Consider the following 12,889-nt stretch of genomic DNA (forward strand, 5'->3'; position numbering starts at 1 on the left):
ATGCGCCTTTTCACCTTAGCGGCTGCGTTACTTGCCGGTTTGTATCTCTCGCCATCCCATGCGGCGTCACTGCGCGTGGCCCCCGTCCTCCTTGATCTGACGGCGCCCACGGCGTCTTCAAGCTTGCGGATATGGAATGACGCCCAAAGTCCGATCAACGTTCAGGTCAGAATATTTCGTTGGACGCAGCAAAACGGTGCCGATGTCTACACGCCCGTTAGCGATGTGGTCGCCAGTCCACCGATGACGCAGTTGAAGCCCGGTGCCGAAAATCTGGTCCGCATCGTCAGACTTTCCAAAAAGGCGGTGAGTGCGGAGGAAAGCTACCGCGTCATCGTTGATGAATTGCCACCAACCGGCACACGGCCATCGGGAACGGTCAATCTCGTCATTCGCCATTCCATACCGGTCTTCTTTTCAGCGCCATCGATCGGTGATGCGCAGCCCGTCTGGTCGGTGAGCCCGCAGACAGATGGTTACAAGGTCTCTGTCTCCAATAGAGGGGCAAAGAGATTGCGGATTGCCAATCTCAGGCTATCGGCCGGAAGCGGTAAGGCTGTGGCTGAGCATAACGGCCTGGTGGGTTACGTACTGGGTGGCTCGGTGGCGACCTGGGTTGTTCCGGCACCGGCGGGGAAACGATTGGGTGGCGTGCTCACGATTTCTGCAGACAGCGAAGGCGGTACCGTGAATGCGACGGCACGCGTCACCGGCGGTTAGCCTCGCTGTTTTGACGATTACAGGTCTGACGATCATTTCATCGAGCCATCACGGCATGACGCAGGACTTACCACCTGCGCTGCCAGCGGCCTCGCCTGCCCTTGAGCAGGCAACGTTACAGCTCGAAGTCTACATCAACGATGTGTCTACCAATCTGATCGCCACATTTCGTCAGGACAGCACGGGATCTCTGCTCATTGAGCCAAAGCAATTGGCCAACGTTGGCATTTCTCCGAAAGACAGTGCGATCTCGGGGGATGGCTGGATCGATATTTCAAAGTTGCCGGATGTCACAAGCCGCTATGATGAAGCCACGCAATCGGTCTATTTCGATCTGCCACTGGAGGCGCGCGCCACGAAAGTGATCGATGTCGCGGGCAAGGCCGGAACGACTGACGAAGACGATGAGGGCGTAGAAAAACCGAAGGCGACCAAGGATCTCGGAGCAATCGTCAATTATTCGCTCTACGGGTCTTCCGGCGGACGGAAATTTTCAGATATCGCAGATTTCAGCGGCGCGTCCGCCCTTTTGGAAAATCGCGCTTTCGGTGGTTTCGGTGTTGTGTCGTCGTCTCAGGTGCTGAGCACATCGCCGTTACAGGAGTTCGATTCCAAACGACTGGATAGCTACTGGACCTATTCCAATGCGGACAATCTGACAACATATCGCGCGGGCGACCTGATTACGGGCGGGTTGAGCTGGACACGTCCGACGCGGCTGGGTGGCGTGCAGATAAGACGAAATTTCGATTTGCGCACCGATATCGTGACCATGCCCCTGCCGGAATTTGCGGGCTCCGCTGCGGTCCCGTCCACGGTCGACGTTTATATCGACAATGTCAGACGCATTTCACGCGATGTGCCGGAGGGACCGTTTTCCATCACCAACCTGCCCGTGGTGAGCGGCGCAGGCAGTGCAAGGCTGGTCGTTCGCGATGTTTTGGGCAGAGAAACCGTGACGGAAACTGCTTTTTTTGCGTCTGGGGACCTTTTGGCTCCAGGCCTTCTCGATTTTTCTGCAGAGCTTGGCTTTGCGCGGCACAATTACGGACTGGAGTCTTTCGACTACGACGACGCACCGTTGGGATCTGCCACAGTCAGATACGGCGTTTCGGACAGACTGACGTTTGAAGGGCACGCCGAAGGTGGGAAGGATTTCTATAATGTCGGTATGGGAGGCGTCTTTTCTCTGGGCACCCGCGGACTGGGCAGCCTCGCGGCCACGACCAGTCACTATGGCGCTGATACTGGCCATCAGGTCGCCGCAAGCGTTGAAGCAGAGGTGTTCGGAGTGCAGGTCATGGCGCGGTCGCAGCGAACATTTGGCGACTATCACGATCTTGCCTCCGTCACGGCAAATGTGGAAGCAAACACGATGACAGCGGCATTGATGAGCGTGAGGACGCCGCGCGCGGTCGATCAGATTTCGGCATCCACCAGTCTGGGCTTTGCCGAGACAAGCTTGAATTTTACCTTCACGCAGTATGAAACCTTCGAGGACAAGACATCCAGGGTGCTCGGTCTGTCCGCCACGCGCCCCTTCGGGCAGAATGGCAATGCGTATGCTACAGCCTATAAGGACCTTGGAGATGACGATTCATACGGCATATTCGCCGGGGTCTCCTGGGCTTTTGGCGGGGGTATCTCCTCGACCGCCAGCATGTCATCCGACGCGGATGGATACACATTCACGGGAGATGTTTCCAAGGCCGAGGAACAGGAAGAGGGCAGTTATGGCTGGCGTGTGCGCGGCTCCCAAGGGCGCGGCGAGGCGGTGTCGGCATCTGGCAGCTATCGTGGCAGCCTTGCACGTGTTGCGGCAAGCGTCGATCACTTTGGCAGCAGCACGCAGGCTACTTTGCAACTGGATGGTTCAATCGCCGCCGCTGGCGGTGATGTTTTCATTGGAAATCGGATCGATGATGCCTTTGCGGTGGTGGATGCAGGTGCGCCCGGCGTTGATATTTTTCTGGAAAACCGACCCATGGGCCAGACCAACCGCCGGGGAAAGATACTCCTTCCCAACCTTCGTTCGCATGACGCCAACAGTATTACGCTCGACCCGAGCAACCTTCCCGTCGATGCACGGATCGACCGGACAAAGCAGACCGTGACGCCATCGGATAAGGGTGCCGCAGTCGTGAATTTCCAAGTGAAGACGGAAGGTCGCGTGGCGCTCGTCACACTCAAGGATGAAAGCGGGGACTTCATCGAGACGGGCTCGACCGTCACCCTGGATGATGGCCGTGATTTTATAGTCGGATATGACGGGCAGGCCTATGTGGACGAAATCGCCGATAAAAGTCGCCTAAACGTTCGACAACCAACCAAAGCACCGTGTTACGCCGAACTTCTGCTTGCTGCCGGCGGTGAGACGCGCGCAACTGTCGATCTCATATGCAAAGGTGCTCAACCATGAAGATAGTGGGCATTTTTATTGCTGTCCTCATGTTCCTGTCTGCGTCCCCGGCCTTCGCGGTGACCTGCAGCTTCACCATGACCGACATGAATTTTGGATGGGTCAATCTGACGAGCAATGCGGCGGTCAACACAACAGGGACGATGAAGGCAACGTGCTCCAACCCTTTGAGCGGTGGTAACAATCTCTCGATCCGCATCTGCGTGAATATCAATGCCGGCACAGGTGGGCAGGCGAGCGGCGAGCGGCAGATGAAGTTCGGCAGCGCCCCACTCAAATTTCAGCTCCACCAGGATGCCTTGAGATCCATACGGTGGGGATCCGTGCTACAGCCGGAGTTGGGCTCGGCCATGGCCATCGATATGGTGTTGCCGCTTGAGCCGTTGCTGGGAACCGCGACCATGACCGTCTATGGCAGGATTTCCGCATCCCAGGCATCTGCCGTGAAGGGGCAATACAGTTCGAGCTTCGCAGGCGCTGAAACAAGCGTTACCTATGCGCCTTATACCGTTATGGCGCCGCTCTGCTCGGCCATGACGCAAAACGCCACCACCGTCCCTTTCAATGTCACTGCAACGGTCGAGCCGACATGTGTTGTCTCTGCGCAAACGCTCAATTTCGGTACCCACACCAATCTTGTGACCGCTGTGGATGCGACGGGTGCCATCTCGCTGACATGTACCGCGAACCTTCCCTATGCCGTTTCCCTGAATGGTGGCTTGAGCAATGCCAGTCCCGCATCCCGCAAGATGGTGAGGCCCAACGGATCGATAACCTATGGTTTGTACACAAACGCAGCACGCAGCAACCCGTGGGGAAGCGGGGTCGGGCAAACGGTCAGCGGCACGGGAAACGGAACTGCACAGTCCTTGTCGGTTTATGGACGCGTGCCAGCGCAGACAACGCCTATGACGGGTTTGTACTCCGATACCGTCGTCGTGACGGTGAATTACTGAGCGACCTTCGTTCGCTGTTTTAGCGATATTGCTGAAAAACGGTATATTAACGCCTAACCCCTAGACTGGGCGCTGTGTGGGACTGGCACAGTCATGTCCAGCATTCGCAACACCGCAGGCGGAAATTGTCAGGTCATATGTCTGGCCTTCAATCCGACTGTCGCGAGCGAACGTATAGAAGAGGGTGATGTCCATGATATCGCAGCGCGCAATGTGCGCCAAGACTATGGGATCGTGAACCGATATGGCGATGAGCGGCACCGCATCTGACACGCGGCACTATAATGAACCTGCCAGAGGTCCAGCCAATCTGTTCAGGCTGGCCGCTTTGCTATGGCGAAATGCACTGTTCATCGTGCTAATCGGCATTATCTGCGCAGCACTCGCTTTTGGCGTTTCACTGTTGATGCCCAATTACTACGTCGCCACATCACAGATCCTCCTTGATCCCGAGGGATCGCGGGTTCTGGAAAGCGATCTGCCGGGCCAGCCACGCGCTGTCGACTCACACGTTCTCAACCAGCAATACATCATCACATCAGCCCAGGTTCTGTCACGCATCGTGGAAAGCGAGAAGCTCTACGACGATCCGAAGTTTGGGGCGGCGGCACCGGTTTATCCCGACAAGGACAGTCGCAGCAGGCTGGCGCTCGATGCCCTGCGCAGGGCGACGTCGGTTGCGGCTGTGGGAAAGAGCTTCATTGTCAATGTCTCGGTGACCTCGGACAGCCCGCAACGTGCTGCGGAACTCGCCAATCTTATCGCCGTCACCTACACGCAGGTCCGGATTGAAATGAACAGCGATGTTCTGCGCCGGACCGGTGGCGGTTTGGCGGCACAACTGGACCAGTTGAGAAAAGCCGTCGAAGATGGCGACCGGGCCGTACAGGCCTATCGTGCCGAGCACAATCTGGCCGACATTCAGGGACGCCCTGACATCGAACAGCGTATTGCAGATGCAAATACCGAGATATCCAGATTGTCTGCGACGGTCGCTGAAAACGAAGCGCTGGTTACAGAGCTCAATCGTGCCCGTAACGACAGGCAGTATCTGCGTTCTATCCCTGATACATCGTTGACGCCTGCGATCATTTCGCTTCGGGCGCGCTATCAGGAAAGCCGCGAGGAGGAATCCGTTCAGGCCACATCGCTGGGTTCCCAGCATCCTTCCTTGCAGGCCGCAAGGGCACGCACCCAGTCGCTCTCCAATATTCTCGATGAGCAACTGCGCAATTTTTCTTCTGCCACATCGAGCAATCTGGCGCGGCTGAAGAACCAGTTGGCGATTCTGAAAACCAATGCCAATACGTTGAAGACCAGCCTCAACAGTGATGAACAGACGATGGTTCGTCTGCGTGAATTGCAGCGCAAGCTCGAAAGCGACCGCGCGGTTTATGAAGCCTTCCTGTTGCGAACCAAGCAGCTTTCCGAGCAGCAGGGCACATCGAGCGAAAATCCGCAGATCATTTCCAGTGCCGAACCGCCTCTGCGTAAGGCCGGACCTCCACGCACATTGATGATGGCGGGCGGCGGTATTTTCGGACTCATTCTGGCTGCGGGCCTGTTGATCCTGCGTGATCAGTTTCGCGGTACGGGCAATGAGCCTCAACCGCTTGCCAGTTCGTCGGACGAACGGTTTCCCGTAGAAGCAGGGGAAGGTAACAACGCCGCCGCTTTCGTACCGGCATCCACGAAAGCTCGGCCCGTTGGTCGCGTTATCAGCGACTTCGACACAGAAGGGCTAAAGGCTTCCGGCGACGAGGGCTTCGATGGTTTGGCCCGATATGTTTCTACCGCCGTTGCGTCCGCCGACAATCATTCCATTCTGGTGGTGTCTACCGGACCCAAAAACCGTGCCTCCTACAGTGCCTTCAATCTGGCGGCTGAAACGGCCAGACTGGGACGCCGCGTTTTGCTGGTGGATTGCGCGCCTCAGGATCCGCTTCTGACAGGCATGCTGTTGCCGCACGCGCGTGATGAAGAGGCCGAGGTCGCAAACGAGGACCGCTTCTACACCTTCGAAGGCATCCCGTTTCTGCATTTCGCAACAGTCGAGCATAGCCAGGCTGAAGGCGATATAACAGATGCCAAAGACGAGAATGGAGAGCCCTTCGATCTTATCGTCATCGATGGCGGGGTGGCGGCCAAATCAAGGATCGGTCCGGCGCTTCGGAATAGACTGGACGACGTGTTTCTCATGCAGCATGAAGACGACACCGGCAGCGTTGTGATCGCTCTCGTCACTCTGGAAGAGAGCGGCCTTGAAGACACAAAAGTGGTGCGGATGACACGGTCCGGTTTGCAATATTGAGGACACATCTTGGCTGAAAACAACAATCGTGCAGCCATTCGCTTCCCATTTCTGCAGGGTCGGTCCGTCTCGGGTCTGAATGTCATCTTCAATATGGGCCTGCGTGGCTCAACGCTCGTTCTTCGCTTTGCGTTATCGTTCTACATCGTCAAATTCATCGGTCTGGAAGCGGCAGGTGTCTATGGTTTGGCACTCGGCGTCGTCAATGCCGCGCCTGCGATCCTGGGCTGGGGCCTGAACTACTTCATCGCTCGGGATGTCAGTGGGAAAACCACGGGTGTCGCGGGCCTTTACATGAAAACGCGATTGCTGGTGACGGTTACCTCGCTTGTCGCCATGACGGCGATTGCACTGGTCGCCGCCTATTTCATGGGCCATGACGTCATCCCGCTCTATTTCCTCATCCTTCTGGTGGTTTGGCTGGAGACCATATCCTGCGACATCCACGTGCCCTTGATCGCCCAGGAAATGTCGAGCCAGGCGAATGTTTTGTTCTTTTTAAGAACATCTTCATGGATTGTGCCCGTGATCGGTCTCGGCTTGGCTTTCGAGACCTTTCGCACCATCGAAGCCATCATGGTCGCATGGAGCCTTGGTTATATTTTGATGTTCGCGGGGCTGGGCTTTTTTCTGCGCAACTGGCCGATCCGACGGATTGTCGGCATGCCGATGCGGATGCGCTGGGTGAAAAAGCGGATGCGCAGGGCATGGCTCATTTATATTAGCGACATGAGCAATGTCGGTCTTGTTTACGCCGATCGCTATGTCGTCTCCCTGCTGCTCACCCTGTCGCTAACGGGGGTCTATACATTCTATTGGTCACTGGCCAATGCGCTGCAGACGCTGATTTCGACAGCTGTGCTGCAAGTGGCGATCCCGGCACTTTTCAAGGCGTACAATACCGGCTCCATGACGGAATGGCGCCAGGTGATGATCTGGCAGTTCAGCAAGACAGCGGCGGTTGCTTTCGGGCTTGGCGTCGCGATCTTCATCGCCGGTAATGTTCTCGTGCATCTCATGAACATGCCTGAGCTTGGCCAGCATCAAGGCATGTTTGCACTCCTGCTTCTAACGGCGGTGGTTCGGTCCTGCACCGATCTCATGGGGCTGGGTCTCAACAGCCTTCGAAAAGACGGCCACTACGCCTTCGTCAACCTGTCGAGTGTTCTGCTTTCGATCAGCATGAGTTTTCTGCTCATCAGCACCTTCGGTTTTATCGGCGCTGGCCTTTCTGCTTTCTTTACGGCGCTTGTGACAGCATCGATTTCCAGCACATTGCTTTGGCGGGCTTCCCGGTCATGATCCGTCCCAGCCACGGTTTTCATCTCAAATATCGTCGCAAAAGAGGTGCATGAAGCATGGGACCGGATCAACCGCAGCATTCGCTTGGGCGGCGCCTTTTCAAGAAACTGTACCATGCAGCCATTCAAAGCCTGCCGATCAAGCGGGCAACGCAACTGCAATATTATCGCTATCACAAATTATGGGCTAATCTTGATCATCCCAAGACGCTGAACGAACATCTCTGCGCGCGTAAAATTGCCTGGGTCGGGCCCCAGTCCGACCCGCGCCTTATCATGTTGAGCGACAAGATTGCGGTAAAAGCGCATGTTGCGGCAGTCCTTGGCGAGCAGTGGGTGACGCCAACCCTCTGGCGTGGAAAAAATCTCGATGAATGTCCCTCTCTACCGTTTCCCTACGTCATCAAGGTCAATCACGGTTCAGATCGCAATATCTTTGTATACGGGCCGGATGATCTGATCGGCGCAAAAGAGACGTGTGATGCCTGGCTTGCCGGGCGAACTGCGTGGCGCTTAGCGGAGGAGTGGTACAACCACATCGAGCCGGAAATTTTCATCGAACCGTTTATCGGCAACGATGGCGAAGCGCCTGTCGATTACAAGCTTTTCTGCTTCGAAAACGATATTCCCTGCATTCAGATCGACACCGCGCGGTTTACGGACCATCGCCGCTGCTTTTATGATGAACATTGGAATAAGCTGGATTTCGGACACTATTATCCGCTCGAAACCGAAGATCTGCCCCGCCCCGCACATCTGGATGAGATCCTTCAAGCGGCACGCACACTCGCCCAAGGCTTCGAATTCGTTCGCATAGACTTTTACGATACACCATCCGGCCCGCTGTTTGGGGAGATGACATTCAGCCCGACATCCGGCTTCGGCGCTTTCAGACCACCATCGACAGATGCATGGCTGGGGACATTCTGGAAAGACAATCCACAGGGAAGCTTTCGCACCGACCCGCAAACACGTTAGGTTTTTGCGGGTTGCGGCTTGCCGTCAAGAACTGGCCTGTCGAACAGATAGGACAGGATTATGCCGCCTGTTAGCCACGCGACGACGACGTAGACATAATAGAAGCCAGGCGTGAAAACGGCGTTGAACAGGAACAGGAAGGCGATGTAGCCGCAGGCAACTTTGCGCAATCCCAACCGGTTGGGCTGCAAATTGTCGTGAACCCACATTTGCAGCTTGCCGAAGTAGTATCCGAACAATGTGGCGATGACGACGACCCCGGGAATTCCGAAGTTCAAATAAGCCTCACCAAACAGGGTCGGGCGCAGACCTGCGTGGAATTGCGGATCGAGACCCGCGAGCGTGGCGGTGACGACGCCCATGCGAAAATCCCCACGAAAATCGCTGATAAAGGATGGAACGAGCGCCATATAGCCGGCAAGATAGGTCATGCCATTGTAGAACCGGTCTTTGAAGCCACTCAATATCCAGGCGTAATCGCGAAAGTCCGAGAAGTTGTTGCCGTAAAAGATCTGGAAGGTCACCACCTGCAACACATCCACACCATCATTGCCATCGGCTGTGGATCGCAAGATGCCGATTGCGATTGCGACGGTCACGAAGCCGAAGATCGACAGTGTGAAAGCTGCAAGGTTTCGATAGCGATAGGTGATGATGAGGCACACGACGAACATGAACAGCACTTCGATGCTGGCACCGCGCGTTCCGATCATCAGGCCAAGCGCGCTACACATGAAGCCCGCGAACACAAAGAAGCGGCTGTAACCGAAGCCATAAACCAGCAGGCTGAGGGTAATTGTCGGCAAGATGACCGAGTAAAGATTGATCGCCGGGCGCAGTGACGTGTTCTCGAATGAAAACTGTCTCCCTTGGAACGGCCTGACGCCGAGTGCAACGAGGCCAAGCGTGGCAAGGATGATGACGCCTAGGGATATCCAGACGCCGGGCTTCGTCTGCCAGAAGGCGTAGCCTTTCTCAACAAAGGTGAAGACGGCGCTTTTGCCCGAGCTGAATGTCGCCAGTCCCATGCCGACGATCACGAAGACTACGCCGAGAACAGACAGGTAGAAGGCTTCATTGATGTATTCGCGGATGATGTAGATGGAATCCCCGACCGCTTCCATGTTCTGGTCGGATGCCGCAAAGGGCGACATGACCAGAATGGGCAGGACGTTGTAGCGTATCCAGAAATAGGAGGAAAGGGTCAGCACGCCCCACCTGTAAAACGAGCTCACGTAGTAAAGGAGGAAAACCAACCAGCCGATGATGAGGATGAGCCAAGCCAGATGGGACATGTCGAACCTTATTGCCCAAGCACTGTGCATGAAGCGGTACAGAAAAACCGGTTCGTTGACCGTGGCAGAAACGAGTTAAGAAGTTGTTAGCCATATTGGGCGACGCGGCATCTTCACGCAGGACTACCGCTGCGCCGCAGAGACCAAGATCTGCTCGAGGCGCTCGTAATAGCCTGTGTCTTCGGCCGTACCCTTGAAGTTCAGGAAGCCGGGGAAAATCTCATCGCGTTTCTCCCACCATCGTTTCTGGCCTGTGGAGAGAGCCATGTTCAGCAACTTGAAGAGCGCATCCGGCTTTGCGGGGTCGTAGGACCAGCCCGTTTGTTGTTTGTCCACAATCTCAGGCGTGCCGCCACGCGCAGTGGCGATGACGGGTACACCATAAATCGGGGCTTCGACGAGGATGCGACTTTGTGGTTCGTGCCAGCGCGACGGCACGATGATGGCATCAGCGACACGGTAGATGTCTTCCGGCCTGATAAAACCCTTGAACTCGACGGGCGCGTCTTTCGACATTGTTTTCAATTTTGCCAGAAACTCCTCGCGGCCTCTGCCTGCGATGATGAGCTTGGCGTTGTCGCGGTTCGGCAGCGACAGAAAAGCCTGCAGGAGATCCTCGACACCCTTTTCCTTGGTGATTGCCCCCAGATAACCAAAGGTAAAAACTGGGGCTGCGGCTTCATGCCTGCCGATGAGCGATCTGTCGAAGCTGTTTTCGGTCGCGTTGGTGTTGTGCATCACGTGCCACTGGGCATCCTCAAATACACCGTTGCTGATAAACCTTTTGCGCAAGGCATCGCTGACCGCGATGATGCTCATATCGCCGCCCGCCAGTTTGCGCATGCGCCGGTTGAGCACGGAACAGTCCAGACAGCGCCGTTCGCAATTGTCTCCACCACGAAACATGCTGGTTCTGGGACAGAGCAATCCGTAATCTCTTAAATGCAGGCAAACCGGTATGCTGGCGTCACGTGCAGCCAGAAGTAACGCAGGCTGCATGAAAGCGGAATTCTGCGCGTAGATGAGATCAAATCGTTCCCTTGTGAAGAAATCGGTCAGTCCCCTGGGACAAATCGCGCCCATTGCGGTGCGCAGGTGCCAGCGCGCGCGCTGCAGAAAACCGGCGGTTGATTTGCGTGGCAGGGGCAGATAGCTGTTCATCCACGGAAGGCGGATCACCCTTATATCGCCGGGCAAACGTGTCTCGCCAGGCGGCGCAATCGCATCGCCCTCGCGGCCCAGGGCCAGCACGGTAACATCATGACGCTTGCCAAGTTCCATCGCGCCCAGGCGCGCAGAGATCTCTGCACCGCCTTCCTCTTGTGGGGCGAAAGTTTGCGATACGATGCAGATTTTCAAATCCGCTTACCTTTAAACGCCAATATGCTGTGCCATTTCCCGGGTTGTATTTATGCTGCGAGAACTCTTTAAATATACTGAATATGAATCCGGCAGGATAAACGGTCAATTACGTGATGATCACAAATAGATGTGCTGCCCATAAAAGGTCATGTTGTTTTTTCTCTTATGGGGGAGAATAAATGCGAAACACATCCGGATCGCCATATTTTTCGTCATAGATTCCATCTTGTTTAAGGAATTTGCGCTTTAAGTGCGACTACACAGGGCAGATCGCCGTTCGATCCAGTGCTGCAGTTGAGGTGGATCATGAGGGTTCTGCACGTATTCGAAACGCTTCCCGGCGGACCTGCGACCTATTCCAACGAAACGATCCCCACGCAAATCAAAGATTTAGGCGCTGAAAACGTCAGAATCATTGTGCCTGATGCTCATGTTAGTTTTTTGAAACAGACACCGCACCGCTGCGTTGCCACGTTCAAAAGACGCGGCAGACTACGGTCTCTGCCAGCGCTGGCGCTGGCCGTGTCGCAAGAGGTCAAGGCGTTCAAACCCAATATTATTCATGCGCACTCCACCTTTGCAGGCTTGATCGTGCGTGCCATCAGTGTGTTACCCGGTGCCTTTCCGCCCATCGTCTATTGCCCGCATGGTTGGGTCTTCGACATGGAAACGCTGGGACTGTTGCGGCGGCCAGCGTCATGGGTTGAGCGGCTTCTTTCGCCACTCTGCCATACCATTGTCGCCATATCCGATCACGAGTACCGTCAGGGTATCAAGGCGGGCATCCCGGCTCATCGTATGATCGTCATCGAAAACGGCATATCGTCGCAAATACCGGTGACGAATCCTGCCACATGGGACGATCCACGCGCCAAAGTTCTATTCGTTGGCCGCCTTGATCGGCAAAAGGGCGTCGACATCCTTTTGACAGCGGCAGCGGAGCTGACAGACAAGGCCGTTTTCCGGGTGATAGGGGCCCATGTCACGACAAGGAATAATCTGACCCAGGCACCGCCCGCGAATGTGGAGTTGTTGGGATGGAAGTCGTCGGAGGATATTGCGGGGCATCTGGCTGTTTGCGATGTGGTGGCGATGCCGTCGCGATGGGAAGGTTTCGGCTTGGTCGCGCTGGAAGCGATGCGCGCGCATAAACCGGTCATCGCATCGCGCGTGGGTGGCCTGCAATCTGTGGTGCTTGACGGAGAGACCGGAGTCCTCTTTCCACCCGGCGACGCAGATGCCCTTGCAACTGCGATCGCATCTCATGGACGAGAAGACTGGACGCGGATGGGATCTGCAGGCTACGCACGCTTTATCGAACGCTACAGAAGCGAACGGACCAACAGCACACTCATGCAGCTTTACCGAGACATTGTGAAGGAAGCACCGGCAGAAAGTCGCAAAATCGCATGAAGCATTTCATCAATGGCCGGTTTCTCACTCAAAAAACCAGTGGTGTGCAGCGTTTCGCGCGCGAAATCGTCAAAGCGCTGGACCGCCATCTGACATTGACCGGAAGCACGGACGAGTGGACGCTGATTGCTCCC

General features: G+C 55.8%; 10 protein-coding genes. 8 read left to right on the forward strand and 2 right to left on the reverse strand.

What is annotated here, in order from left to right; genetic code table 11:
• From GGQ73_RS19925 to GGQ73_RS19955, 7 genes are all read left to right on the forward strand, one after another.
• Window positions 1-720 (forward strand): fimbrial biogenesis chaperone, encoded by a 720-nt coding sequence (locus GGQ73_RS19925; RefSeq protein WP_183897577.1) that lies wholly within the window; start codon window positions 1-3, stop codon window positions 718-720.
• Window positions 692-3,139 (forward strand): fimbria/pilus outer membrane usher protein, encoded by a 2,448-nt coding sequence (locus tag GGQ73_RS19930; RefSeq protein WP_183897578.1) that lies wholly within the window; start codon window positions 692-694, stop codon window positions 3,137-3,139. Before GGQ73_RS19925 ends, GGQ73_RS19930 begins: the two co-directional genes overlap by 29 nt.
• Complete coding sequence (locus tag GGQ73_RS19935) at window positions 3,136-4,095, forward strand: Csu type fimbrial protein (RefSeq protein ID WP_174155656.1); 960 nt, start codon at window positions 3,136-3,138, stop codon at window positions 4,093-4,095. Before GGQ73_RS19930 ends, GGQ73_RS19935 begins: the two co-directional genes overlap by 4 nt.
• Before the next feature lie 93 nt (window positions 4,096-4,188).
• Window positions 4,189-4,365 carry a hypothetical protein gene (locus GGQ73_RS19940; protein WP_183897579.1) on the forward strand — a complete coding sequence of 59 codons (177 nt, stop codon included), beginning with the start codon at window positions 4,189-4,191 and terminating at the stop codon, window positions 4,363-4,365.
• Window positions 4,346-6,406: a Wzz/FepE/Etk N-terminal domain-containing protein gene (locus GGQ73_RS19945; protein WP_183897580.1), complete on the forward strand. Its 2,061-nt coding sequence runs from the start codon at window positions 4,346-4,348 to the stop codon at window positions 6,404-6,406. The genes GGQ73_RS19940 and GGQ73_RS19945 overlap by 20 nt, the downstream gene beginning before the upstream one ends.
• Before the next feature lie 9 nt (window positions 6,407-6,415).
• Entirely contained in the window at window positions 6,416-7,708 is a 1,293-nt protein-coding gene (locus GGQ73_RS19950) for a lipopolysaccharide biosynthesis protein (protein WP_183897581.1), read from the forward strand.
• A 56-nt stretch (window positions 7,709-7,764) separates the two neighbouring features.
• The gene (locus GGQ73_RS19955) at window positions 7,765-8,685 is read left to right on the forward strand and encodes an ATP-grasp fold amidoligase family protein (RefSeq protein WP_183897582.1); all 921 of its coding nucleotides are present in this window, start codon (window positions 7,765-7,767) and stop codon (window positions 8,683-8,685) included.
• Here the strand turns inward: GGQ73_RS19955 and GGQ73_RS19960 are convergent.
• Together GGQ73_RS19960 and GGQ73_RS19965 are read right to left on the reverse strand one after the other, a co-directional pair.
• Complete coding sequence (locus GGQ73_RS19960; RefSeq protein ID WP_183897583.1) at window positions 8,682-9,980, reverse strand: O-antigen polymerase; 1,299 nt, start codon at window positions 9,978-9,980, stop codon at window positions 8,682-8,684. The genes GGQ73_RS19955 and GGQ73_RS19960 overlap by 4 nt on opposite strands.
• Before the next feature lie 123 nt (window positions 9,981-10,103).
• Window positions 10,104-11,339 (reverse strand): glycosyltransferase, encoded by a 1,236-nt coding sequence (locus GGQ73_RS19965; RefSeq protein ID WP_183897584.1) that lies wholly within the window; start codon window positions 11,337-11,339, stop codon window positions 10,104-10,106.
• Window positions 11,340-11,648: 309 nt separating this feature from the next.
• On the opposite strand from GGQ73_RS19965, the gene GGQ73_RS19970 reads away from it, so the two are divergent.
• On the forward strand, window positions 11,649-12,755 hold the full coding sequence (locus GGQ73_RS19970; protein WP_183897585.1) for a glycosyltransferase: 1,107 nt from the start codon (window positions 11,649-11,651) through the stop codon (window positions 12,753-12,755).
• Window positions 12,756-12,889: the final 134 nt, after the last annotated feature.

Source organism: Rhizobium skierniewicense, from assembly GCF_014196515.1.
In the GTDB taxonomy this organism is placed as follows: Bacteria; Pseudomonadota; Alphaproteobacteria; order Rhizobiales; family Rhizobiaceae; genus Agrobacterium; species Agrobacterium skierniewicense.